The organism is Polaribacter sp. Hel_I_88 (assembly GCF_000687935.1).
Classification (GTDB): domain Bacteria; phylum Bacteroidota; class Bacteroidia; order Flavobacteriales; family Flavobacteriaceae; genus Polaribacter.
Map to the genome: position 1 here is coordinate 731,184 of NZ_JHZZ01000001.1, position 24,837 is coordinate 756,020.

Here is a 24,837-nt window from a genome sequence, read left to right on the forward strand (position 1 = left end):
ATTTTATATTTTGGTTTGGCAACTTCTTTATTGCAGCAGATTACTTCGTCCTTTGTCCTCGTAAAGACGCATTTTAATTGGCATAAAAAGGATGTCATTTCAATCGCTAACGCAAAACCTACTCTTATGAAAAACAAACCTCAAAGGTTTTAAAAACCTTTGAGGTTTTAGAAATATTTCTCACAAACAAACTTACCCAAGAGTGTCTCTTACCTTTAGGAAGATTAAGATGAGCTTTCAGCTAAATTTGGATGCAACCATTTTTCAGCCACCTCTTTTGATATTCCTTTTCTCTCTGAATAATCATTCAATTGATCATCTGTAATTTTACCTAAACCAAAATATTTAGCTTCTTTATTTGCAAAATAATATCCAGAAACTGCTGCTGCTGGCCACATGGCCTTACTTTCTGTTAACTTCACTCCTATTTCATTTTCCACATCTAACAAATCCCAAATCGTGTCTTTTTCTAAATGATCTGGACATGCAGGATACCCAGGTGCTGGTCTAATTCCTTTATAACTTTCTTTGATTAAATCATCATTTGTTAAAGTTTCATCAACATCATAACCCCAATGCTTTGTTCTAATCTGTTTATGTAAATATTCTGCAAAAGCTTCTGCAAACCTATCTGCAATTGCTTGTGCCATAATTCCATTATAATCGTCTTCTTTATTTCTGTAACTGTCTGCTAGTTCTTGTGCTCCAAAAATTGCCACACAAAAAGCACCCATGTAATCTGTTTTTTCAGTTGCTGCTGGCGCAATAAAATCGGCTAAAGCTATGTTCGGAATTCCTTCTCTTTTCTTTAATTGTTGACGTAAAGTTCTAAAAATGGCAACTTCTTTTCCTTTCTTTTGAACAGAAATATCATCGTCATTGATAGTATTTGCCTCAAACAATCCAAAAATTGCCTTTGGTTTTAAAGATTGATTTGCAATAATTTCTTTAATCATTGCTTGTGCTTCTTCATACATGATTGTTGCTTGCTCACCAACAACTTTATCTGTTAAAATAGCTGGGAATTTTCCATGCAAATCCCAACTTCTAAAAAACGGACTCCAATCTATAAAAGGAACCAATTCTTTTAAACTCAATTGCTCTAAAGTCTGTATTCCTAAAGATTTTGGTTTTACAATTTCTGATGTTTCCCAATCGATTTTATATTTACGTTTGCGAGCTTCATCAATAGAAATGTAAGACTTTTCCTTACCTCGTTTTAAAAACTTGGTTCTAAATTCGTCATAATCTTTCTTTAGTTTTGCAACGTATTCATTATTTGTTTTCTTATTCAGCAAATCACCAACTACAGTTACTGCTCTAGATGCATCATTTACGTGAACCACTGCATTTTTGTATTGTGTATCTATCTTTACAGCTGTGTGTGCTTTTGATGTTGTTGCACCCCCAATTAGCAAAGGAACTGTAAAGTTTTGACGTTCCATTTCTTTAGCTAAATACACCATTTCATCTAAAGAAGGTGTAATTAATCCGCTTAAACCTATGGCATCTACTCGTTCATCAATAGCTGTTTGAATTATTTTTTCTGGAGCAACCATAACTCCTAAATCTACAATTTCATAATTATTACAAGCCAACACAACACTTACAATATTTTTACCAATATCATGAACATCGCCTTTTACAGTAGCCATTAAAATTTTACCAACAGGCCCCCTAGCCCCCAAAGGGGGAATTTCTAACTCTTGCTTAATTTCTTTTAGAACTTTATCAAGGTTAGATAATACTTCATTATTTGTAAATCTAACAACCCTAAAACCTTCATTTTCTAACCAATCAGTTCTTTCTTTATCTGAAACTTTATTTTCTGGTAATTGATGAATTGAACCATCAACTTCAACAATTAAGTTTGTTTTTAGACAAATAAAATCAGCAATATAATTACCAATAATATGTTGCCTTCTAAACTTATATCCATCTAATTTTTTATTACTCAAAACATCCCACAACAAACTCTCTGCTTCAGTTGGTTGATTCCTCATTTTTTTTGAGTGTGCTAAAAGTAAGCTGTAATTCAAAGGATCTGCGGTTTTCCAATACAAGGTCCCCTTTGGGGATTTAGGGGCCTTGTTTTTCTCAGCTTCTATAAAAGGATTTAAATAGCCAACCGCTTTTTTCATCACCCTAGCAGATTTTACTACTTGAGGTAAAAACATTTTTCCTGCGCCAAATAAATCGCCAACCACATTCATACCAATCATTAAATTACCTTCAATAACTTCAATTGGTTTTGCTGCCTGTTGTCTTGCAGTTTCTACATCTTCAATAATAAAAGCATCAATTCCTTTTACCAAAGCATGTGTAATTCTATCTTGTAATGGTTTTTCTCTCCAAGATAAATCTACTCCTTTTTCGGTTTTAGAGCCTTTTACAGTTTCTGCAAAATCTAACAAACGTTCTGTGGCATCATCTCTTCTATCCAGAATTACATCTTCTACACGTTCTAATAAATCTTTTGGAATATCATCATAAACCTCTAACAAAGCAGGATTTACAATACCCATATTCATACCATTTTGAATAGCATGATATAAAAAAACAGAGTGCATGGCTTCACGAACGCCATCATTTCCTCGAAAAGAAAACGACACATTACTGACACCTCCACTTACAGAAACATTTTCTAAATTTTCACGAACCCATTTGGTTGCTTCAATAAAATCGATGGCATTTCTTTTGTGTTCATCCATTCCTGTTGCTACAGGAAATATATTTAAATCGAAAATGATATCTTCTGATGGAAAGTGGACAATGTCCACCAATATTTTATAAGAACGTTTTGCAATTTCTATTCGTCTTTCGTAGTTATCTGCTTGCCCAACTTCATCAAAAGCCATTACAATTACTGCTGCTCCATAACGTTTTATTTGAGTGGCTTCCCAAATAAATTTTTCTTCTCCTTCTTTTAAAGAGATTGAATTTACAACACACTTTCCTTGAACTACCTGTAAACCAGCTTCGATGATTTCCCATTTTGAAGAATCTATCATAATAGGCACTCTACAAATATCGGGTTCAGCTGCAATTAAATTTAAAAAACGAACCATGGCTTCTTTACCATCGATTAAACCATCGTCAAAATTAATGTCAATAATTTGTGCTCCACCATCAACTTGATGTCTTGCAATATCTAATGCTTCATCAAATTGTTCGTTTTTTATCAAACGTAAAAACTTACGAGAACCTGCCACATTTGTACGTTCGCCAACATTTATAAAATTGCTGTTTTCGTTTAGAATTAATGGTTCTAAACCTGATAAACGCATATATTTTGTTTGTTTCACTTTCATTATTTGTACTGCTCTACTTTGTGATTTCCTATAAAAATGATTTACTAATCTTTACTTTTATATACTTCAATCATTTTGGTCACTCGTTACAAACGAGCGATAGCGATGCTTTTGAATAAATCAATTCGTTTTATAATTTTCTAAACTAACTTCCCTTCCCTTGGGGAAGGGATTGAGGGATGGGCTCTAGGTTTATATTTCTTAGCAATATTTGCAATTACTTTTATATGCTCTGGACTTGTGCCACAGCAACCTCCAATAATATTGATTAAATTTTTCTTTAAATATTCCTCAATTTGTTCGCCCATTTCTTCTGGAGTTTCATCATATTCTCCAAAAGCGTTTGGCAATCCTGCATTTGGATGTGCTGAAATTGCAAAATCAGTTTTATTAGCAATTGCTTCTAGATGTGGTTGCAATAAATTGGCTCCTAAAGCACAATTGAATCCTACAGATAATAATGGAATATGAGAAACAGAAATTAAAAAAGCCTCTGCAGTCTGCCCAGATAAAGTTCTACCTGAAGCATCTGTAATTGTACCACTCAACATAGTTGGAATTTCGATACTTCTTTCTTCTTTTACTTGCTCAATTGCAAATAATGCTGCTTTTGCGTTTAAAGTATCAAAAACAGTTTCTACTAATAAAAGATCTACTCCACCATCTAACAAAGCTTCTACTTGTTGTTTGTAGGCAATTCTTAAATCGTTAAAAGTTACAGCTCTAAACCCAGGGTCATTTACATCTGGAGACATGCTTGCTGTTCTGTTTGTTGGGCCAATGGAACCTGCTACAAAACGTGGTTTGTGAGGTTCTTTTGCAGTGAATTCATCTGCAACTTCTTTGGCTATTTTTGCAGATTGATAATTTAGTTGGTACACTAAATCTTCCATTTGATAATCTGCCATTGCAATTGTAGTTCCGGAAAAGGTGTTAGTTTCTATGATATCTGCTCCAGCTTCAAAATATTTTCCATGGATGGTTTTAATTGCTTCTGGTTGGGTAATTGACAATAAATCGTTATTCCCTTGAAGTGGAGTTGGATAGTCCTTAAAGCGTTCTCCCCTAAAATCCTCTTCTGTAAATTTATAGGCTTGCAACATAGTACCCATAGCACCATCTAAAACCAAAATTCTTTCTTGTAAAGCTTTATATATGTTTGACATTTTTGTTTGATAATTAGTATCAATATGTCATCAGGAAAAGTGAAAATTTTCGCTGTTATCTGTCGAATGTTAAAGTTAATAATTCTGAAAATTAACTTCAAAAGATGCTGAAATAAGTTCAGCAATCATTCGTAGAATGTAGCACCTTTCTCATATATGAGAGGTTGCCAAGGTTTCACAGGGTCTAATCCCTCTACCTTTCGTGATAACGTAATTAATAAATTTATGAACTGAATTACAAATTAACGGATAATATTTTTATTTGTAGAATGAAACGAAATAAATATTTCTAAAATTTAGAGAATAATTTCACTTATTTCTAAAATTTGAAATACTGATAAACATCAATACAAAAATATTTTCCCAAAAAAGTGCTTATTGGTTTAGTTTAATTGGTGTCTTTTTATTTATTCTTTTTCAAATAATGTTGATGATAAATAACGATCTCCTCTATCACAAATAATCGCAACTACAACACCTTTGTCTAATTTTTCCGCAACTTTTATAGCACTTGCCACAGAACCTCCACTACTCATTCCTGCAAAAATGCCTTCTTCTTCAGCCAATCTTTGTGTCATTGCTTTTGCTTCTGCTTCATCTACTTCTATAACTTCATCTACTTTTTTTCTGTTGAATATCGCTGGTAAATATTCTTCTGGCCAGTTTCTTATTCCTGGTATTTTTGCACCTTCTTTTGGCTGAACTCCTGTAATAATAATATTTTTATTCTGTTCTTTTAAGTAATCTGAAACCCCCATGATTGTTCCTGTTGTACCCATTGTACAAACAAAATGTGTAACTTCACCTTCTGTATCTCTCCAAATTTCTGGTCCAGTTCCTTTATAATGTGCTTTAGAATTGTCTGTATTATCAAATTGATTTAATCTGTAATAGCCTTTTTTATATTTTAATTTTAAAGCGTGATCTCTAGAACCTTCCATCCCTAATTCTTGAGAGGTAAGAATTACTTTTGCACCATAAGCACGCATGGTTTTAACCCTTTCTATGGTGGAATTTTCTGGCATTACTAACACCATATTTACACCTAAAACTTTTGCCATTAGTGCCAAAGCAATTCCTGTATTTCCACTAGTAGCTTCTACTAAAGTATCACCTTTTTTAATATTCTTTCTCTTTAAAGCTTCAGAAATCATATTATAAGCAGCTCTGTCTTTCACACTTCCTCCAGGATTATTTCCTTCTAATTTTAGTAATAAAGTAACGCCTTCTTTTTTAAAGATATTTTGAGCTTCTACCAAAGGTGTATTTCCTACAAAATCTATGATACTTTTTGTTTTCATCTTTTAATTTTTTTTTGAAAAATATTATTTTCTGATTCTACAGTAACTACCGAATTTTCTGAGATTGATTCTGTTACACAAACATTGGCACCAATTACCGAATTTTCGCCAATAATTACATCACCTCCTAAAATAGTTGCGTTTGCATAAATAATAACACCACTTTCTATAGTTGGATGCCTTTTTGTTGATGCCAAACTTTTCTTTACTTGAATTCCTCCTAAAGTAACGCCTTGAAAAATAGTTACATTATTTTTTATAATTGTGGTTTCGCCAATTACAATTCCTGTTGCATGATCTATGAAAAAAGATTCCCCAATTTTTGCTCCTGGATGAATATCTGTTCCTGTTATACTGTGTGCAAATTCACTCATCATTCTTGGCAACACAGGTATTTCTTGTTGTAATAATTGATGACTTAATCTATAAACAATAATTGCATAAAACCCAGGATAAGCCAAATAAATCTCTTCTAAACTTTTTGCTGCAGGGTCGCTATTTAACGCTGCAAGTGCATCTAAATCTAATTTTGATCTAATTTCTTTAAACGAGTTTTTAAAATCTAACCAATAAAAATCTTTATTTTCTACTCTTAACCTGTCTAAAATTATGTAAAATTTTTCTTGAGATTTAGGTAAGTTTTCTTTGCTGTAATTGGCATCAAACAAACAATTTATTAACTCTCTAGTAAAAACTTCTACAGCATTTCTAAGACACATACTGTAAGATTTTGGAGAAATATCTAACCTTGTTACTGTTTTCATAACTTTTATGATTCTGGCGCTAATTCTACTTCTAAACCCTCCATTTCTGGTGTCATTTGAATTTGACAGCCTAATCTACTATTGTCTTCCACATTAAATGCTTCTGCTAACATGGCGTCTTCATCATCTGACATTTCTGGTAAATTATGCTCTGATTTTACATAACATTGACAAGATGCACACATAGCCATTCCTCCGCAAATCCCTATGGTTCCTTCTTCTGCAAGTTCGTAAGAACGTACAACTTCCATCAAATTCATAGCCATATCTGTGGGTGCAACAACTTCGTGAGTTACTCCATTTCTATCTGTAATCTTAATATTTATATCTAAACTCATCATTTATGTTTATCAAACACCAAAAGTAAGAAATTTGATTGGTTAGAACTCAATGGTTTTGAAAACCTATGAGGTGTATATGTATTTAAATTATCAATTAATTATTAGAAAGCACTTAATTTCAAACAAGTTTAGCCCAAATTGAAATCTTTCAACTACGCTCAAGACAGGCTCTGTCATTTTTATAGTCTTTCCAAATAAATAATTCAATTTATGGAAGAGATTGCCACAGTTTACAAAAAAGTAAACTTCGCAAAGACGCCTTAAAAAAAATGTAGCTTTTCAACTTCGCTCAAAATAAATTCCAAGCTGGAAATGGCTTCTAATAAAATTTATAGTTTTATGTCGAAAGAAATTATGAAAACTTTCAATAAAATTACTGAATAGCCTTTACAACTGCTTTTGGTGCTTCCTTTCTTGTACCATCAAAACCATCTACACCACCAACTGTTGTATATTTCATCACGTATTTTTTATCTGGAAAAATTCTTTGATAGGCACTTTGACACATTAAAGTGGCTTCGTGAAAACCACAAAGAATCAGTTTTAATTTTCCTGGATATGTATTGACATCGCCAATTGCGTAAATTCCTGGAATGTTGGTTTGGTAATCTAAAGCGTTGTTTACTTTGATGGCATTTTTCTCGATTTCTAATCCCCAATTTGCAATTGGCCCTAGTTTTGGCGACAAACCAAAAAGCGGAATAAAATGATCTGCATCAATAATAAATGCGTCTTTACCTTTTTGCTCCACAGCAACTCCTGTTACTTTATCAGTTCCTAAAATTCCTTTAACCTCAGCTGGAGTTATAATGTTTATCTTCCCTAAATTCTTTAGTTCTTGTGCTTTTTCAACAGAATCTAAAGCACCTCTAAACTCATTTCTTCTATGAATTAAAGTTACTTCTGATGCAACATCAGACAAGAAAATTGCCCAATCTAAGGCTGAATCTCCACCTCCAGAAATCACCACTTTTTTATTTCGATACAACTCTGGCTCTTTGATAATGTATTCAACTCCTTTATCTTCAAATTTTGCCAAATGTTCGATAATTGGCTTTCTTGGCTCAAAAGAACCTAAACCACCAGCAATTGCAACAATTTTAGCATGATGCTTTGTACCTTTATTTGTAGTTACAATAAAAGTTCCATCTTCTAATTTATCGATTGTTTCTGCTCTTTCACCTAACGTGAAACCTGGTTCAAACTGCTTAGTTTGTTCTAAAAGTTTCGTTGTTAAATCACCTGCTAAAATTTCTGGATAGGCAGGAATATCATAAATTGGTTTCTTTGGATAAATCTCTGAACATTGACCTCCAGGTTGTGGTAAAGCATCAATTAAATGACATTTTAATTTTAATAAACCTGCTTCAAAAATTGTAAATAATCCTGTTGGTCCTGCACCAATAATTAAAATATCTGTTGTAATCATTTTGTTTATTTATAAAACCTACAAGGTTTTAGAAACCTTGCAGGAAGTTATTTTATTTTTCAACCAAACTCTTTGTGAATTCGTTTAGCTTTTCTACTTTTTCTTCAAAGTTTCCTTTGATGGTTTTTCTATATTCGTTTAAATTTTTCACTAAATCATCTACATTTTCTGGAATTACATCTTCAAAAAACTGACGTAATCTTTTGGCTGTGGTTGGCGATTTTCCGTTTGTAGAAATTGCCACTTTTACATTTCCTTTGGTTACAATGCCTCCCATATAAAAATCGCAATAAGGAGGATTATCAGCAACATTTACCAACTTTGCTTCTGCTCTACAATCTTTCCAAACTTGTATATTTATTGCAGGAATATCTGTTGTTGCCACTACAATATGCCTGCCTTCTAAATATTTTTTTTGATAAACATCTTTAATTAACGTAACACAGCCTTTTTTTGATAACTCAAGAGTTGCTTCTCTAAACATTGGCGAAACCATTGTTACTTTTGCATCTGGACTTGATTTTAACAGAAAAGTCAATTTTTCTTCGGCAACAAAACCTCCACCAACTATTAAAAAATTTAGGTTTTTAGACTTTAAAAAAATAGGATATAAATTATTACGTAACCCCCTAACCCCCAAAGGGGGAATTTTATCACGCTTGTGTTCTATGTTTTTTTCCTCTGGAATCATTATGAAACAAGTTCTTTTAAGTAAATATTTTTTGAATATTCTTGTTGCACATTGGCTAAAATTGCTCTGTGATTTACAACTTCGCCCAAAACAATAATTGCAGGGTTACTTAATTCTTGGTTTTTTACGATGTCTAAAATAGTATCTACAGTTCCAATACCTACTTTTTCATTGGTTCTTGTTCCATTTTGAATAATAGCAACTGGTAAATTGTTTTTATGTTCTTGTTGAAATAATTGTATAATTTCCGCCAATTTTCCCATCCCCATTAATATAACAATTGTTGCGTTAGATTTTGCTGCCAAAGCAACATCATTCGATAATTTATGCGATTTTGTAGTTCCTGTAATTACCCAAAAACTTTCTGCACTTCCTCTTTTTGTTAAAGGTATATTTTGATATGCAGGAACTGCCAAAGACGATGAAATTCCAGGAACCATGGCTGTTTCTATTCCAAAATTAGCAGCAAATTCCATTTCTTCTGCACCTCTTCCAAAAATAAGAGGATCACCTCCTTTTAAACGAACTACATGTCCATGAGTTTTTGCTCTCTCAACAATTAATTCGTTAATTTGTTCTTGTTGATATCTGTAGCAACCTCTTCTTTTCCCAACGAAAATAAGTTCTGCATTTGGATTGATAAAATCTAATAATTCCTCATTTACCAAAGCATCATACAAAACAACATCTGCCTTTTTTAGAACTTTAATGGCTTTTAAGGTGATTAAATCCACATCTCCTGGACCAGCACCAACAATCGTTAAAAGCCCCCTTTTATCCCCCAAAGGGGGAAATGCGGACTCTTTATCTATTTGAAAATTTTTCATTGTTTTTCTTGTTATATTGTTTTTGCTGAAGTTTCTGCTAATCTGTATGTATCTACTTTTTTGTAGAATGATTTTGCATCGTTTAAATAACTTTCTGCAAATGCTTTTGTTGGTGCTTCTTTTTTAATTTGATAAACCAAATCTTCAAAAGAACCATTCAATTCAATTTTATTTGTTTCAATAAAATGTTTTTGAAAATCACTAATAATTACTGCTTGCGTATTTGTTTTTATATTTTCTGCAATCAACAAAGCCTTTGCTGTATTTACTAAAGAGGTGTATGCATAATAAATACTATCTGAATATTGATTCTCTTTCAAAGCATTTTCAGCATTGCTGATTTTCTCTTCGCTTTCAAACAACAAGGTTGCAATTAAATCGATCACAACTCCTGCACATTCTCCTACTCCAATTGCTTTTACGTAGTTTTCATTATGTCCCCAGTCAACGAAATCGCTTGGTTTTAAATCAGAAGTATCAGACAATTCCTTTAATAAATCATAGAAATATGTTTTTCCTTGTCTGTCATAATATTCTAAAAAAGTTTCTTTTTCTTGCTGATTTTCTTGAATATCATTCAATAAAAAACGTAATGCTTCAGGACCTCTTTTACTTGGAATTTTCACCAATTTATCAGAAAAACGTCCTTTTCCATCGCCTAAAATTCCACCACCAATTAAAACTTGTAAAGCTGGCGCTTGTAAATTCCCTACTTTAATTGACATTCCTTGAAAACCAATATGAGCCATATTATGTTGCCCACAAGCATTCATACAACCACTAATTTTAATGGCAATTTCTTTGTTATTTACATACTGTGGATATTCTTCTTCCAACACTTTTTCTAAAACAACTGCAATTCCTGTACTACTAGAAATTCCTAAATTACACGTATCTGTTCCTGGACATGCAGTAATATCTGCTGTGGAATTATAACCAGCATTTGCGAAACCTAATTTTTGAAGTTCCACATAGAAAAATGGCAATAATTCCTCTCTTATATGACGAATTAAAATATTCTGTCTTAAGGTTAATCGAATTTCATTTGCAGCATATTTTTTAACCAAGTTAGCTAATAATCTAGCTTTTGGTGTGTAAAAATCTCCCAAATGAATTTTTAAACCAATCGCGAATAAACCTTTTTGTTTTTGTTTGATGACGTTTGTTTCCTTCCATTTGTTGAAGGCTTTTTCATCTTCAATTTTTACAGACGGAATTTCAACTTCTTGAAAAGCGATTGGTTGTTCAAATGCTGTTGTATCAACTTTAAACGTTTTGTTTTCTAAAGCATCAACTTCATCAGCAACTAATTGTAAAAAAGCATCAACTCCCAAATCTTTTACTAAGAACTTTAACCTTGCTTTTGCTCTTTTTGCACGTTCTCCAAATCTGTCGAAAATTCTTAAAACACCTTCAATAGTTGGTATTAAAACATCTTCTTCTAAAAAATCGTAAATAACATCTGCATGTCTTGGTTGTGATCCTAAACCACCACCTAACAATACTTTAAAACCTTTTTTAGTAATTCCGTTTTCCGTTTTAACTTTTGCAATAAAACCTAAATCGTGAATAAAACTGATTGCTGTATCATCATCTGTACCTGAAAAAGACATTTTAAATTTACGACCCATTTCCTGACAAATTGGGTTTCTTAAAAAGAATTTAAACGTAGCATCTGCATAAGGTGAAACATCAAAAGGCTCATTGACATCAATTCCTGCAGTTTCTGATGCTGTGATATTTCTTACTGCATTTCCACAGGCTTCACGTAAAGTAATATCATCTTTTTCTAATTGCGCCCATAATTCTGGAGTTCTGTCTAAACTAACATGATGAATTTGAATATCTTGTCTTGTTGTAATATGCAATCTTCCTCGAGAATATTCATCTGAAACATTGGCAATTCTATGCAATTGCTCGCTAGTAACTTTACCAAAAGGTAATTTTATACGAATCATTTGTACACCAAATTGACGTTGACCATATACACCTCTTGCCAAACGAAGACTTCTAAAACGTTCTTCGTCTATTTTACCTTCCTTAAAAAGCTGAATTTTTCTTTCTAATTCTAGAATGTCTTTTTCTACGACTGGATTTTCTATTTCTGTTCTAAAACTTTGCATAAAAGCCCCTTCTAACTTCCCCAAAGGGGAAGAACTCTTACTCGGGTGTAAGAATATTGTTAATAATTTTCTGATTAAAAGGTTTTTGAAACCTTACAATACTTTTTTAATTTTCATTTTTAGCAAACAAGCTAAATCCCCCCTTTGGGGGTTAGGGGGCTTATAAAACCTACACCAACTGTATTGTTAGTTTTTGGATTGATTAGAATAAAAGAGCCATTAGATTTATTTTGTTGATAAGAATCTACCAATAATGGTTTGCTTACTTTCAATTCAATTTCGCCAATTTGATTCAGTTTTAATTCTGATGGATTTTCAGTTTTTCCTGAAAAATCGGTTTTTATAATATTGGACAATTTTGTAATTTTTGCTTGTGCATCATTGACACCATGTTTTATATAATATTTTTGTGATGCTTGCAGAGGACTTGAATCCATCCAACAAATAGTTGCTTTTAATTGTTTTGTTATTGATGGTTCTTCATCAATTTTAACCAACATATCTCCTCTACTTACATTTACATTATCGGCTAAAGTGATAGTTACAGAACTTCCGTTTTTTGCTTTTGCAAACTCTTTGTCAAAAAAATGGATGCTTTTTATTGTTGATTTTGTTTGCGATGGTAACACCACAATTTCATTTCCTACTTCTAAATCTCCTCCATAAATTTTACCTGCATATCCTCTAAAATCATGAAATTCTTCTGTTTTTGGTCTGATTACAGTTTGTACAGGAAAACGAACTTGAGAAACTTCATGAATAGCTGAAGCATCTAAATTTTCTAAATGTTCTAATAATGTTTCGCCTGTATACCAAGGTGTGTTTTCTGATTTTGACACCACATTATCTCCTTGCAAAGCAGATAATGGAATAAAAGTTAAGTTCTGATTTTTGTATTCACTTTTACTTGCTAAATATTCAATTTCGCCTTTAATGATGTTGTATTTTTCTTCGGAAAAGTCTACCAAATCCATTTTATTAATAGCGATGACAACATCTTTAATTCGCAATAAATTATTGATAAAAAAATGACGATAGGTTTGTTCAACAACACCTTTTCTTGCATCAATTAAAACAATAGACGCTTGTGCTGTTGATGCCCCAGTAACCATATTTCTGGTATATTCTATATGACCTGGAGTATCTGCAATAATGAAACTCTTTTTTCTGGTTGAAAAATAAATATGAGCAACATCAATTGTGATTCCTTGTTCACGTTCTGCAACCAAACCATCTGTTGCTAAAGAGAAATCTAAATAGTCAAAACCACGTTGTCTACTTTTTTCTTCAATGGCTTCTAACTTATCATCTGTTAATGATTTTGTGTCATACAACAAACGACCAATTAATGTACTTTTTCCATCATCTACACTTCCTGCAGTTGCTATTTTTAGGTGCCCTAAATCAACATTTTTTGAAGTAGAGACTGTTTGTTTTTTATATGTTTTTGTAATCATTTTTTATTTTTTAAATAGCTTAAAGCTTTTTGAAACCTTAACTGATTTTCTGAAATTTCAATATGCGTTAAGGATTGAAACGACATCCTTTTTGCTTTTTCAGCAAAAAGATATAGTGAAAAGCCTGTTAAAACGCCCAAAAAAATTTCACTGAGATACTGAATCAAGTTCAGCATTAAACCTAAATAGGTTTAGAAATATCCTTGTTGTTTACGTTTTTCCATGGCAGCTTCAGAACGTTTATCATCGATTCTTGCACCTCTTTCTGAAATTGTGGAATCTCTAATTTCTTCGACAACTTTGGTGATATTAATGGCATCAGACAAAACTGCTGCAGTACAACTCATATCGCCCACGGTTCTAAAACGCACCATTTTTTCTAACACCTTTTCCTCTTTATCTCTAAAAACCACTGCATCATCTGCAGACCAAATCATGTTATCTCTCACAAATATTTTACGTTTGTGCGCAAAATAAATCGATGGAATTTCGATATTTTCTTTCTCTATATAACACCAAACGTCTAATTCTGTCCAATTTGAAATAGGAAAAACACGTACATTTTGTCCTAAATCAATTCGTCCATTTAACATATCGAAAACTTCTGGACGTTGATTTTTTTCATCCCATTGACCAAAATCGTCTCTTACAGAAAAAATACGCTCCTTGGCTCTCGCTTTTTCTTCATCTCTTCTTGCACCACCAATACACGCATCAAAACCAAACTCCCCAATAGCATCTAACAGCGTTTCTGTTTGCAACATATTTCTACTTGCATATCTACCAGTTTCCTCTTTTACTCTGCCAGAATCTATATTATCTTGAACGTTTCTTATAATTAATTCGACACCTAATTCTTTGGTTAACTTATCTCTAAATGCAATTGTTTCAGGAAAATTATGACCAGTATCTATATGCATTAAAGGAAAAGGAATTTTTGCTGGATAAAATGCTTTTTGCGCTAAACGCACTAAAGTGATGCTGTCTTTGCCACCAGAAAAAAGCAACACAGGTTTTTCAAATTGCGCAACAACTTCTCTAAAAATATAAATGGCTTCGCTTTCTAAAGCTTCTACTTGTATTGTATTTTGATTCATAAAAAAGGCCCATCCTAGCCTTCCCAAAGGGAAGGAACTCTTACTCGGGTTTTGTAAGAATTTTCTGTGTTTTGTTGTTTCTTAAATTGTTTCATTTCTTAAATGTGCAAACCACATTCTCTGTTGCTTTCTACCTTTGTTGGGTCAAAATATTTGAATTCGTTTGGCAACCCTTTTTCTTCTAAATAAGCATCTAATTCCTCATCTGAACTATTGTAAAATGGACTTACTTTTATAATTCCATCTTTACTAATTGAAACAACATCTATACTATTTCTAAAGGCAGTTTGCCCTTTTCTTAAGTTTGTAAACCAAACATCTGGTTTGTGTTCTTGCATTGCTCTTTGAAAAGGTTCTAGTTTTACTTGTTCAGTAAAAAGTGTGTGTTTTTCATCATCTATTGAAGGAACTCCTAAAACAACATCTCTATGTGCAACTGTTTGTTTTGGTACATATAATTGAATGTTTAAGTTCAGTTTTTGAATGATTTCTTCTGCGTGTTTATACGTCTGAATTGTATTATAACCAGTGTCACACCAAATTACTTTAATATCTTTCTTCACCTCAGTAACAGCATTTAAAATAGCTACTTCATAAGGACGAAAATTTGTAGTAATAATTGGATTTTTGGCATAAGAAATTGCCCAAGAAATAATTTCTGATGGACTTTTATCTTGTAATTCTTTATTGATTTTATCTACATCTAAACTCATTATTTGCCCCATTTTATTTTGTTCCAAATTCTTTCATGAAAAAAATATAAAACTAGTTTCGTTAAAAAATCTACTGTAGCAATTGATGCTGCCAAAACAATTTTACCCGTTACTAAATAGGAAACCACTAAAGTGTCTAACGTTCCTACAATTCTCCAGCTTAATGCTTTTGCTATGCTCCTTATGGGTTTTTCTGAAGATAAATCTTCCTCAAAACTTTGTTTTGCTATTTTTTTACTAAAAATCATTTGATCTGCAATCATAATATTTTATAAATATTATTACCCTATTTAATTAGTAGGGTATGCAAACATATATCTTTTATTTTTAAAATATAGTATTACTTTTCTAAAATGTATATTTATCCTATCGATTTACTAGATTAATAATTAAAAGTTGTATTATTTGAAGATTTCGAAATACTAAAAGGTTTTAGTTAAAGAATATATTTTATTGTAAAATTAAGTGCAAAAAAGATAAAAAAACTTTAAAAAGTCTTTCCGATTGTAAATTGAAGTGGAATTGCAACACCAGAATTTCTAGTAAAAATATTTCCATTTGAATAATGCATAATTCTTAACTCGAAATTATATTCTCTTTTTTCTCCAAAAAAAACACCAAAACCCATGGTGTCTTGATAGGTAATATTTGGTCCTGTTTTAGAGTTGTCAATATCACTTTTTGAAATATATGCAGGACCAATAATAGAATAATTTGCATAAAAATCGAAGGTGGGTTTTCGCCATAAATAAAAACGTAAAACAGGGAAAATTGACAAAGCAAATACATCTGTGCCTTCTCTAGATTGAAAATAGGTTGCACTTGCTCCCCAATCTAAAGAAAATATTTTTTCTGATCTATACATTAAACGTTGATATGTTAAAGACAATGCATGTTGTGCTTTTACATCTCCTACCCAAAAAATGGGAATTCCAAAACTCTCGAAATCACCAACAGGCAAACTCATTCCAAAAAACTGATTGAACCCAAAACCAATTTCTCCTGTTCCATAACTTACTTGAAAAATATTCTTTGGAAAGAAATAGTCGTTTTTTGCGTATTCAGCTGCTGTCTTATCATCAACTTGTTGCAAATGATACTCAAAACCCAGGGTTGCTTGTGAAATTGAAGGTTGATTATTCTTAGTTGATTTAGGCAAAAATGTTCCATTTGCTGATAATCTCCATTTGTTTGACAATCGATATTGAACACCAAAACCATAGAGTAAACTCGCAAAATGTGCATCCTCATAAATAACTTGATCGTTAATTGAAAAACCAAATCTGGTTACGTTTGCAACACCAACTTCTGCAAACAAATTAAATTTAGGATTAATTTTAAAATCTTTTTTTAGTGATAAAGACCATGCATTTATCCAGACACTTCTTTCATAACCAATGTTATTTACATTATCATATTTAAACCAAGAAGCTGGTCTCATGGTTCCAAATTGCACAGACAAATCTTCCTTAATTTTATGGCCTAAAAGCAGTCTGCCAGAAAATCGATTTTTGCTAAAGGTTTCAGTGGCAAAACCATCAATTAAATTATCATTAGAAAAAGGATAAAATATGCCTCCAAAATTTAAACTGTAATAAGAGTTTGCTAAAAAATTAGTGAATTTAGTTTTAGGATTTTCTTTCTTATTGTCTTGACCAAAAAATGGAATGGTAAAAAATATAAAGAGAAGGTATCCAATTTTTTTCATGAAGAATGATCTAACTATTGTCAAGCATAAAAATGTACTATTTACTTAAATCTGCTAAAGTTGTATTTCTAAATATTTGCAAAGAACTGTCTCTAACTTGCATCATTAGTTTGTGAACAGCACAAGCATTTTCATCAGGACAATCATCACATTTTTCATAAAAATTTAAGCTTACACAAGGAACCATAGAAATTGGGCCTTCCAAAATTCGCATTATGGTTGTCATTTCAATTTCGTTAGAAGGTTTTAATAGATAATAACCTCCACCTTTTCCTTTTTTAGAACCCAACAAGCCATTTTTACGAAGTGTTAACAAAATACTTTCTAAAAATTTAAGTGAAATATTTTCACTTTTAGAAATCGTAGCAATAGCTACAGGCGTTTTATGCTCTTGTTTTGCTAAAAAAGTAAGCGCTTTTATGCCGTATTTTGTTTTCTTTGATAACATGCAACTAAAGTAATCAAATTCCCTTAATTTTAGTTGACTGTATGACTTTTTTCTAGTTCGTAAAATGTTGCTTGTACATAATCGTTTGCATCACCAGAATTATTACCTTGATACAAACCTGCTTTAAAATACATATATTGGCCACCAACATCATAACCACTGTTGCTCATATCTACAGTTTTTGTAAGATCTGGTTTGCCATCTCTAGAAATGGTAACTGTCAACAAATTATTTACAGTTTTAATTTTATAAGAAAACTTTTCATTTAAGGCAATTCCATCTGTTGGGTTTGCTGCAGAATTGCTTCTAGAACCAATTATTTCAACCCATTGTTCGCTGCCAAAACCATCTCTTGGCTCATGAGCAAAATAAATTGAGCCCAAATCATTATTAGGTAATTTTCTATAATATAGCCTAACAGGTTCATCATCATTTGCATGAATTTGACCAATAATTACTCTACCAACTTGACCAGAACTTCCTGTAGTTGTAACATAATTTACGGCTAAAGTTGCATCCATTTCACCATCAAAACCAGCTGCAGCATTTTTATCTGAACTTGGTGCAGAACCAAAAACCCAATTATTTTTATTGACACCTTGGGTACTTATATTTGTATTTGTACCTCTTAACATTTCTCGTAATTCTACTCTTGTATAACTTGTATTTGCTGATGTTTTAAAACCAGCAACTGGACATTTAAAAACCAAACCTCCATCTGCAGCAGTATAGAAGTAATTATTATTTTGATACCCATCAGTCATTTCACTCACTGAAATTGTTTTAGCAAAACCACTTCCATTATTTTCTGGTGTGTTTAGTTTCCAAGTAGATAAATCGAAATTTTGTGATGGTGGTTTATTTGGATCTAAAGTGCCTGAATTATTCATTTTAGCTGCTTGCTTAATTGCAATAGTGTTTGATAAGCTACCACCAATAACTGTAATAGTTCCAGTGCGCACTTCTGCGTTAGGATTTGCGTTTACTGTAACATTTATAGAACCATTATTAGTGCCAAACCTTGGTGTTAATGTTACCCAGTTGACATCTACTTCTGTAAACCAATACATATTTGCTGTTATATTTACAGTTTGTTTTTCTTGATTTGAAGAAAAATCTGCTAATGTTGCTACTTCTAATTTAGCTTCAGCAACACCTTCCCCATTAGAGACGTTATCATCAGTACAAAACACAAAACTAAAAAATGCAATAGCTACTAAAACTAATTTGAAACTTTTTCTCATAATACAGGTAATTTTATTGCTGTAGTGTAAAGATATAATAATTGGTTAACCAATTATTATTTTTAACAGTTAAAAAAAAATTAAATAAATGAGAAAATTTTTTACAAAATTAATTGCTTTGTAATGCTTGTTTTATGTCAGCAATAATATCAGTAATATTTTCTAAACCTACAGAAATTCTTACCAAACCATTGGTAATCCCTACTTCTAACCTATCTTCTTCAGATAAACGTCCATGAGTTGTAGAAGATGGATGTGTAACAATGGTTCTTGTATCGCCTAAGTTTGCTGATAAAGAACACATTTTTATATTGTCTAAAAATTTTCTACCAGCTTCCAAACCACCTTTAATTTCAAAAGCGACAATATTCCCACCTAATTTCATTTGCTTTTTGGCAACTTTATATTGAGGATGGGATTTTAAAAAAGGATATTTCACCATTTTTACGTGTTCACTTTTTTCGAGGAATTTCGCTAATTTTTTAGCATTTTTAGCATGTTGTTCTACTCTAACTGATAACGTTTCTAAACTTTTAGATAAAACCCAAGCATTAAAAGGAGACATAGCAGGCCCTGTATTTCTGGCAAATAAATAGATTTCTCGCATTAAATCTGCTTTCCCAACTGTAACTCCACCTAAAACCCTTCCTTGACCATCAATTAATTTTGTGGCTGAATGGATTACCAAATCTGCCCCAAATTTAATGGGTTGCTGTATATAAGGTGTTGCAAAACAATTGTCTACAACATAAATTAAATTGTGTTTTTTACAAATTTTTCCAATCAACTCTAAATCTAAAATATCAACTCCAGGGTTTGTTGGCGATTCTATATAAAGAATTTTTGTATTTTCTTTAATTAAACTTTCTAACAAATCAACTTCATCTACCTTAAAATAAGACGTTTCAATATTCCACTTTGGTAAATATTTGGTAAACATATTGTGTGTGGATCCAAACACAGATCTGCAAGAAACCACATGATCGCCAGCACTTAACAAAGCTGCAAATGTTGTAAAAATGGCTGACATTCCTGTTGCAAAAGCATACCCAGCTTCTGCTCCTTCCATTTTTACAATTTTATCTACAAATTCTGTGGTGTTTGGGTTGGTGAATCTGCTGTATAAATTACGTTGTTTTTCTTCTGCAAAAGAAGCTCGCATTTCTTCAGCATCGTCAAAAACGAAACTAGAAGTTACATATAAAGGTGTTGAATGTTCAGAAAATTGACTTCTTTCTGTTTGTGTTCTAATGGCTTCTGTTTCGAAATGTTTGCTCATATATTATAATCATTTATCCTGCAAGGTCTTTTTTTTGACCTTGTAGGTATTTTGTTTATTGAAAAGTATCTACAAAATTTTTGGAAATATTACAGAAGAAATGCTAACATAAACTATACCTACAAGGTTTTTGAAACCTTGCAGGAAAACGCTAGTTATTATGTTTTGCCAATCTTAAAATATCACCAAAAACACCTCTTGCAGTTACATTTGCTCCTGCTCCTGCTCCTTGAATTACAATGGGTTGCTCTCCATAAGATTCTGTATAAATTTCAAAAATTGCATCAGAACCTTTTAAAGAACCTAAAGGAGTATTTGTAGCAATGGATACTAATTTTACTTCTAAATTTCCTTTTTCTTGAGATAAATCTCCACTCAATTCGCCAATATAACGTAAAACGTGATTTGGTTTTTGATTGTCTTTTAAGGTTTGATATTCTTCGTTCAGCAATTCTAAATTTCCTAAAAAATCAGTTGCAGAACCTGCTCTTAACTTCTTGGGAATTAAATTCTGAATGTTAACTTCATCCAATTCGTTTTCTAATTCTAATTCTCTTGCTAAAATTAACAATTTTCTGGCAACATCATTTCCACCTAAATCTTCTCTAGGATCTGGTTCTGTAAAACCTTTGTCAATGGCTTTTTGTAAGGTTGATGAAAACGAAACTTCATCCGAAGAAAAAGTATTAAATAAATAACTTAAACTTCCTGAAAAAACACCTCTAATTTTAGTGATATTTTCTCCTGATTCGTGCAAAAGTCGAATCGTATCAATTAAAGGCAAACCTGCACCAACATTGGTTTCATATAAATATTGTTTTTTATATTCTTTTAATTTTGCTCTTACTTCTTTATAAAAATCAAAAGATAATGTATTTGCTATTTTGTTGCAAGAAACCAAATCGAAACCTGCTTCAATTAACGGAATATAATGGCTTACAAAATTCACGCTTGCAGTATTATCAACCGCAATTAAATTTTCAAAATGATGCTCTTTTGCAAAAGCAATAATATCACTTACAGTAACATTCTCAGTACCTTTATTGATTAAATTTTCTTGCCAATTTTTACAAACTCCATTTTTAGCAAGCAATACTTTCTTAGAATTAGCCACTGCAAAAACATTCAACTGAATTTTTCTTCGTTCTAAGACCGATTGCGTATTTTCTATAATTTGATCAATTAAAGTAGCACCTACCAAACCTTTCCCAAAAATGGCGATGTTTATTTTTTTAGTAACTCCAAAAACTTGCCCATGAATTACATTTACAGCTTTGTTCAGTTCTGTTTTTTTAACCACTAAACTTACATTTCTACCAGTAACTGTATTATTGAATAAAAGTGGTACAATTTGGTTTTTGATTAGGGCATTATAAGGATGATGAAACTCACTCAAATCTTGCCCAATTATTGAGATTACTGCAACATTATCAACTATAGAAATATGATTTACATCTTGTGCATAAAAGTCATTTTCGAACTCCTTTTCTAAAGCATAGATAGCTTCTTGGGCTCTTTCTGCTTCAATAATTAAACCAATTCCTCTTTCTGATGAACCTTGAGAAATAATACTTACACTAATATTTTTATCACTTAAAGCTTTAAAAATTCGGGCATCAACACCCACTTTTCCTAACAAACCTCGTCCTTCAAAATTCAACAAAGCAACATTATCAATTGTAGAAATAGATTTTATACCTTTTGTTGATGATTCTGCTGTGATTAAAGTGCCTTTGTCTTCTTTATTAAACGTATTTAAAATTCTAAGATTGATGTTTTTTTCTAATAATGGAATAATAGTTTTTGCGTGTAAAATAGTCGTACCAAAATTTGCTAATTCGTTTGCTTCAGAAAATGATAACTGTTCTATTTTTTTTGCATCAGCAACCAAATCAGGATTTGCTGTAAAAATTCCACTAACATGTGTGTAATTTTGCAACTCATCTGCATCTAAAAAATTAGCGATTAAAGCTGCTGTATAATTACTTCCATTTCTGCCTAAAGTTGTGGTTTCCCCTTTTTTGTTCGATGATATAAAACCTGTAACAATATTTAGTGTATCCTTATTTTCTTTAAAATATTTGATCGTATTTTCTTTAGAAACAGGAATTATTGGCTGAGCATTTCCAAAATTTTCATCAGTAATAATTAAATTTCTGGCATCTGTTGTATTCGCAGAAATTTCTTCTTGCGCTAACAAACTCGCTACTAATTTTGCTGATAAAATTTCACCTTGAGCTAAAACCTCGTCTTTAATTTTCTGGCTAAAATCACCTAACAAAGAAACACCTTCAAAAATGGTAGAAAGTTTTGAAAATTCTTCGGAAAAATCAACCTTATTATTTGGTTCTTGTTGATACTTCTTAAATTTTTCGAACTTGTTTTTATACTCTTTTTTAGCAGCAGCTTTCTTTAAAATGGCTTCTAAATCTTTTGTTGAATTCCCTCTTGCAGAAACAACAATCGTAATTTTCTCTTTATTTTGATGTTTACTTTTTATGATTTCTATTACATTCTCTAAACCTTTTCCATTGGCTAAAGATGTACCTCCAAATTTAACAACTTTCATTTTTTTCTTTCTATACTCTTTATTGAAAATAGGTTCAATAATGGTTTGTAATTGGTCATATTCAATTAAAAAAGCATCATGACCATGCACCGAATTTATTTCATTATAAGTAACATTTGCTTTTGTTAATGCCAACTTTTTGTGTGTTTGCTTGTTTTCTTCAGCTGTAAAAAACAAATCAGAATCCACACCAATAATGTGAATATCTGCCTCAATTTTATCTAAAATATCAATTTTTAAAGTATCATTATTAGTTACATCAATAGATCTAAGCAACTGATTCATCAATTTATAAGAAGACAATTGATAACGTTCTTGCAACTTTTTTCCATGATGTAACAACCAACTTTCTACATTAAAAACGGTTGAATTTTCTTTTTTAGAGCGATGAAAACGTTCTTTAAAAGAAGCAGGAGTTCTGTAACACAACATAGCATGCATTCTTGCATCGTGCACAGGATTGCTAGAATTTAGTAGAAATTGCTCTTGAATTTGACAATTTGCAATGAGCCAATCTGTAGATTTCCAATCTGTGGCAATTGGTAAAAAATGTTGAGTTAATTTGTTTTTTAAAACCATCATTTCCCAAGCAATTCCACCACCTAAAGAACCACCAATTAACGCAAAAAGCTTATCGATTTTTAATTGTTTTAATCCAATTAAAAAAATATTAGCAATATCTCTAGCAATAAAACTTTTGTAATTTTCAATTAAAAAGCCATCAAAACCATTTCCAGGAATGTTAAAAGATAGAATTGTATACACATTTGTATCGATAGTTTTATCAATACCAATAATATCTTTCCACCAACCATTTTCTCCAGCAACATCACTATTTCCAGTTAATGCGTGATTTACTAAAATTACTGGAGCAGCCCCTAATTTTTGACCAAACAATTGATAACTTAATTGTAGGTTCTTAAATTGAGTTCCACTTTCTGTAGTGAAATTATGTATGATGATATGTTCTAATGGATGTGCCAAATTTGTTACAATTAATACCTACAAGGTTTTAAAAACCTTGCAGGATATAATAAATTATATTTTAGAAAAAGCCTCTTTTAAATCTGCTTTTAAATCTTCTAAATCTTCAATACCAACAGACAAACGAATTAAATCTTGACTAACACCTGCACTATTTTGCTGTGCTTCATCTAACTGTTGATGAGTTGTACTTGCTGGATGAATAATTAGGGATTTTGTATCACCAATATTTGCCAATAAAGAAAAGAGTTTTGTTGTATCTGCAATTACTTTTGCAGCTTCAAAACCTTTTTTAGGTCCAAAAGTTACAATGCCACTTTGTCCTTTTGGTAAATATTTATCTGATAAAGATTTGTATTTACTACTTCCTAAACCAGGATAATTTACCCAAGCAACTTCATCTTGCTCTTCCAACCATTTTGCTAATGCCAACGCATTTGTTGAATGTTGTTTAATTCTAACTGGTAAAGTTTCCAAACCTTGAATAATATTAAACGCATTTGTTGGACTTAATGCTCCTCCAAAATCACGTAAGCCTTCTAATATCAATTTAAAAATAAAAGAAGCTGCACCTAAAGTTTCATAGTATTTTAAACCATGATATCCTGCAGAAGGTTCTGTAAACTCAGGGAATTTTCCATTTGCCCAGTTAAAAGTTCCTGCATCAATAATTGCGCCTCCTAAAGAAGTTCCTTGTCCACTAATATATTTTGTAAGTGAATGAATTACTAAATCTGCACCATGTTTTATTGGATTTAATAAAGCTGGAGTTGCTACAGTATTATCAACAATAAAAGGTACTTCAGCTTTTTTTGCTTGTGCAGAAATTGCTTCTAAATCTAATACATCTAACTTCGGATTTCCTAAAGATTCAATAAAGATTGCTCTTGTATTATCTTGCACAGCTTTTCCAAAATTTTCTGGATTAGAAGCATCTACGAAAGTGGTTGTAATTCCAAATCTTGGTAAGGTAACATTTAACAAGTTATAGGTTCCACCATACAAACTGCTGGATGCTACAATATGATCTCCCGTTTTTAAAAGCGTTAACAAACCTGTAGCAATTGCTGCAGTTCCAGAAGCAAAAACAACGGCTCCAATTCCACCTTCTACAGCCGCTAAACGATCTTGTAAAATTTGGTTTGTTGGGTTGTTTAAACGTGTGTAAATAAACCCTAATTCTTTTAAAGAAAATAAGTTTGCTGCGTGCTCTGAATTGTTAAAAACATACGCTGTAGATTGATAAATAGGAACTGCTCTTGTTCCTCCATTTGCTTTTACATCATGCCCTGCATGTAATGCGTTTGTTGCTAATTGTAATGTACTCATTTTTCTGTTTTTTTGAGTTAATAAATAATTAAACCAAAAGTCAAAACATCAATTTT

Annotated in this window: 19 protein-coding genes and 1 riboswitch; all 19 genes read right to left on the reverse strand. The window is 31.8% G+C overall.

The window, feature by feature from the left end:
* Positions 1 to 224 precede the first annotated feature (224 nt).
* Positions 225 to 3,311 carry a vitamin B12 dependent-methionine synthase activation domain-containing protein gene (locus P161_RS18945; protein ID WP_026775635.1) on the reverse strand — a complete coding sequence of 1,029 codons (3,087 nt, stop codon included), beginning with the start codon at positions 3,309 to 3,311 and terminating at the stop codon, positions 225 to 227.
* Between the two features lie 140 nt (positions 3,312 to 3,451).
* Positions 3,452 to 4,477 (reverse strand): homocysteine S-methyltransferase family protein, encoded by a 1,026-nt coding sequence (locus P161_RS0103220; RefSeq protein ID WP_026775636.1) that lies wholly within the window; start codon positions 4,475 to 4,477, stop codon positions 3,452 to 3,454.
* 88 nt (positions 4,478 to 4,565) lie between these two features.
* Positions 4,566 to 4,689, reverse strand: a riboswitch (SAM riboswitch).
* A 195-nt stretch (positions 4,690 to 4,884) separates the two neighbouring features.
* A complete protein-coding gene (gene cysM / locus P161_RS0103225) occupies positions 4,885 to 5,778 on the reverse strand; it encodes a cysteine synthase CysM (protein WP_026775637.1) in 894 nt (297 codons plus the stop codon).
* Entirely contained in the window at positions 5,775 to 6,542 is a 768-nt protein-coding gene (gene epsC / locus P161_RS0103230) for a serine O-acetyltransferase EpsC (protein ID WP_026775638.1), read from the reverse strand. Before epsC ends, cysM begins: the two co-directional genes overlap by 4 nt.
* Positions 6,543 to 6,547: 5 nt before the next feature.
* Positions 6,548 to 6,880: a 2Fe-2S iron-sulfur cluster-binding protein gene (locus P161_RS0103235; protein WP_026775639.1), complete on the reverse strand. Its 333-nt coding sequence runs from the start codon at positions 6,878 to 6,880 to the stop codon at positions 6,548 to 6,550.
* 376 nt (positions 6,881 to 7,256) lie between these two features.
* A complete protein-coding gene (locus tag P161_RS0103240; protein ID WP_026775640.1) occupies positions 7,257 to 8,312 on the reverse strand; it encodes an NAD(P)/FAD-dependent oxidoreductase in 1,056 nt (351 codons plus the stop codon).
* Positions 8,313 to 8,364: 52 nt separating this feature from the next.
* On the reverse strand, positions 8,365 to 9,003 hold the full coding sequence (locus P161_RS0103245) for a bifunctional precorrin-2 dehydrogenase/sirohydrochlorin ferrochelatase (protein ID WP_231494695.1): 639 nt from the start codon (positions 9,001 to 9,003) through the stop codon (positions 8,365 to 8,367).
* A complete protein-coding gene (cobA, locus tag P161_RS0103250) occupies positions 9,003 to 9,830 on the reverse strand; it encodes a uroporphyrinogen-III C-methyltransferase (RefSeq protein ID WP_051605649.1) in 828 nt (275 codons plus the stop codon). Before cobA ends, P161_RS0103245 begins: the two co-directional genes overlap by 1 nt.
* An 11-nt stretch (positions 9,831 to 9,841) precedes the next feature.
* Complete coding sequence (locus P161_RS0103255) at positions 9,842 to 11,953, reverse strand: HEPN domain-containing protein (protein WP_026775643.1); 2,112 nt, start codon at positions 11,951 to 11,953, stop codon at positions 9,842 to 9,844.
* A 131-nt stretch (positions 11,954 to 12,084) separates the two neighbouring features.
* Positions 12,085 to 13,410 carry a sulfate adenylyltransferase subunit 1 gene (locus P161_RS0103260; RefSeq protein ID WP_081816976.1) on the reverse strand — a complete coding sequence of 442 codons (1,326 nt, stop codon included), beginning with the start codon at positions 13,408 to 13,410 and terminating at the stop codon, positions 12,085 to 12,087.
* A 191-nt stretch (positions 13,411 to 13,601) separates the two neighbouring features.
* Positions 13,602 to 14,507, reverse strand: a complete 906-nt coding sequence (gene cysD / locus P161_RS0103270) for a sulfate adenylyltransferase subunit CysD (RefSeq protein WP_026775645.1) — start codon at positions 14,505 to 14,507, stop codon at positions 13,602 to 13,604.
* 98 nt (positions 14,508 to 14,605) lie between these two features.
* Complete coding sequence (locus P161_RS0103275) at positions 14,606 to 15,220, reverse strand: phosphoadenosine phosphosulfate reductase family protein (protein ID WP_026775646.1); 615 nt, start codon at positions 15,218 to 15,220, stop codon at positions 14,606 to 14,608.
* A complete protein-coding gene (locus tag P161_RS0103280) occupies positions 15,220 to 15,483 on the reverse strand; it encodes a DUF2061 domain-containing protein (protein WP_026775647.1) in 264 nt (87 codons plus the stop codon). The genes P161_RS0103275 and P161_RS0103280 overlap by 1 nt, the downstream gene beginning before the upstream one ends.
* 224 nt (positions 15,484 to 15,707) lie before the next feature.
* Positions 15,708 to 16,928, reverse strand: coding sequence for an acyloxyacyl hydrolase (locus P161_RS19445; protein ID WP_155810410.1), 1,221 nt, complete (start codon positions 16,926 to 16,928; stop codon positions 15,708 to 15,710).
* Positions 16,929 to 16,965: 37 nt separating this feature from the next.
* Entirely contained in the window at positions 16,966 to 17,376 is a 411-nt protein-coding gene (locus P161_RS0103295) for an Rrf2 family transcriptional regulator (RefSeq protein ID WP_026775648.1), read from the reverse strand.
* 29 nt (positions 17,377 to 17,405) lie between these two features.
* Complete coding sequence (locus tag P161_RS17970) at positions 17,406 to 18,620, reverse strand: polysaccharide lyase family 7 protein (protein ID WP_051605650.1); 1,215 nt, start codon at positions 18,618 to 18,620, stop codon at positions 17,406 to 17,408.
* A 109-nt stretch (positions 18,621 to 18,729) separates the two neighbouring features.
* A complete protein-coding gene (locus P161_RS0103305; RefSeq protein WP_026775649.1) occupies positions 18,730 to 19,899 on the reverse strand; it encodes a PLP-dependent aspartate aminotransferase family protein in 1,170 nt (389 codons plus the stop codon).
* A gap of 151 nt (positions 19,900 to 20,050) precedes the next feature.
* On the reverse strand, positions 20,051 to 23,452 hold the full coding sequence (gene thrA / locus P161_RS0103310; protein WP_026775650.1) for a bifunctional aspartate kinase/homoserine dehydrogenase I: 3,402 nt from the start codon (positions 23,450 to 23,452) through the stop codon (positions 20,051 to 20,053).
* A gap of 54 nt (positions 23,453 to 23,506) precedes the next feature.
* Positions 23,507 to 24,781: an O-acetylhomoserine aminocarboxypropyltransferase/cysteine synthase family protein gene (locus P161_RS0103315; protein WP_026775651.1), complete on the reverse strand. Its 1,275-nt coding sequence runs from the start codon at positions 24,779 to 24,781 to the stop codon at positions 23,507 to 23,509.
* Between the last annotated feature and the right edge of the window lie 56 nt (positions 24,782 to 24,837).

Excerpts from the sequence above, each read along its gene's own strand:
- P161_RS0103235 (WP_026775639.1), bottom strand. The coding sequence starts at position 6,880 with ATGAGTTTAGATATAAATATTAAGATTACAGATAGAAATGGAGTAACT.
- P161_RS0103220 (WP_026775636.1), bottom strand. The coding sequence starts at position 4,477 with ATGTCAAACATATATAAAGCTTTACAAGAAAGAATTTTGGTTTTAGAT.
- cysD (WP_026775645.1), bottom strand. The coding sequence starts at position 14,507 with ATGAATCAAAATACAATACAAGTAGAAGCTTTAGAAAGCGAAGCCATT.
- P161_RS0103305 (WP_026775649.1), bottom strand. The coding sequence starts at position 19,899 with ATGAGCAAACATTTCGAAACAGAAGCCATTAGAACACAAACAGAAAGA.
- P161_RS0103260 (WP_081816976.1), bottom strand. The coding sequence starts at position 13,410 with ATGATTACAAAAACATATAAAAAACAAACAGTCTCTACTTCAAAAAAT.
- P161_RS19445 (WP_155810410.1), bottom strand. The coding sequence starts at position 16,928 with ATGAAAAAAATTGGATACCTTCTCTTTATATTTTTTACCATTCCATTT.
- P161_RS0103255 (WP_026775643.1), bottom strand. The coding sequence starts at position 11,953 with ATGCAAAGTTTTAGAACAGAAATAGAAAATCCAGTCGTAGAAAAAGAC.
- P161_RS17970 (WP_051605650.1), bottom strand. The coding sequence starts at position 18,620 with ATGAGAAAAAGTTTCAAATTAGTTTTAGTAGCTATTGCATTTTTTAGT.
- P161_RS0103315 (WP_026775651.1), bottom strand. The coding sequence starts at position 24,781 with ATGAGTACATTACAATTAGCAACAAACGCATTACATGCAGGGCATGAT.
- P161_RS18945 (WP_026775635.1), bottom strand. The coding sequence starts at position 3,311 with ATGAAAGTGAAACAAACAAAATATATGCGTTTATCAGGTTTAGAACCA.
- P161_RS0103280 (WP_026775647.1), bottom strand. The coding sequence starts at position 15,483 with ATGATTGCAGATCAAATGATTTTTAGTAAAAAAATAGCAAAACAAAGT.
- P161_RS0103275 (WP_026775646.1), bottom strand. The coding sequence starts at position 15,220 with ATGAGTTTAGATGTAGATAAAATCAATAAAGAATTACAAGATAAAAGT.
- epsC (WP_026775638.1), bottom strand. The coding sequence starts at position 6,542 with ATGAAAACAGTAACAAGGTTAGATATTTCTCCAAAATCTTACAGTATG.
- P161_RS0103240 (WP_026775640.1), bottom strand. The coding sequence starts at position 8,312 with ATGATTACAACAGATATTTTAATTATTGGTGCAGGACCAACAGGATTA.
- cysM (WP_026775637.1), bottom strand. The coding sequence starts at position 5,778 with ATGAAAACAAAAAGTATCATAGATTTTGTAGGAAATACACCTTTGGTA.
- P161_RS0103295 (WP_026775648.1), bottom strand. The coding sequence starts at position 17,376 with ATGTTATCAAAGAAAACAAAATACGGCATAAAAGCGCTTACTTTTTTA.
- cobA (WP_051605649.1), bottom strand. The coding sequence starts at position 9,830 with ATGAAAAATTTTCAAATAGATAAAGAGTCCGCATTTCCCCCTTTGGGG.
- P161_RS0103245 (WP_231494695.1), bottom strand. The coding sequence starts at position 9,003 with ATGATTCCAGAGGAAAAAAACATAGAACACAAGCGTGATAAAATTCCC.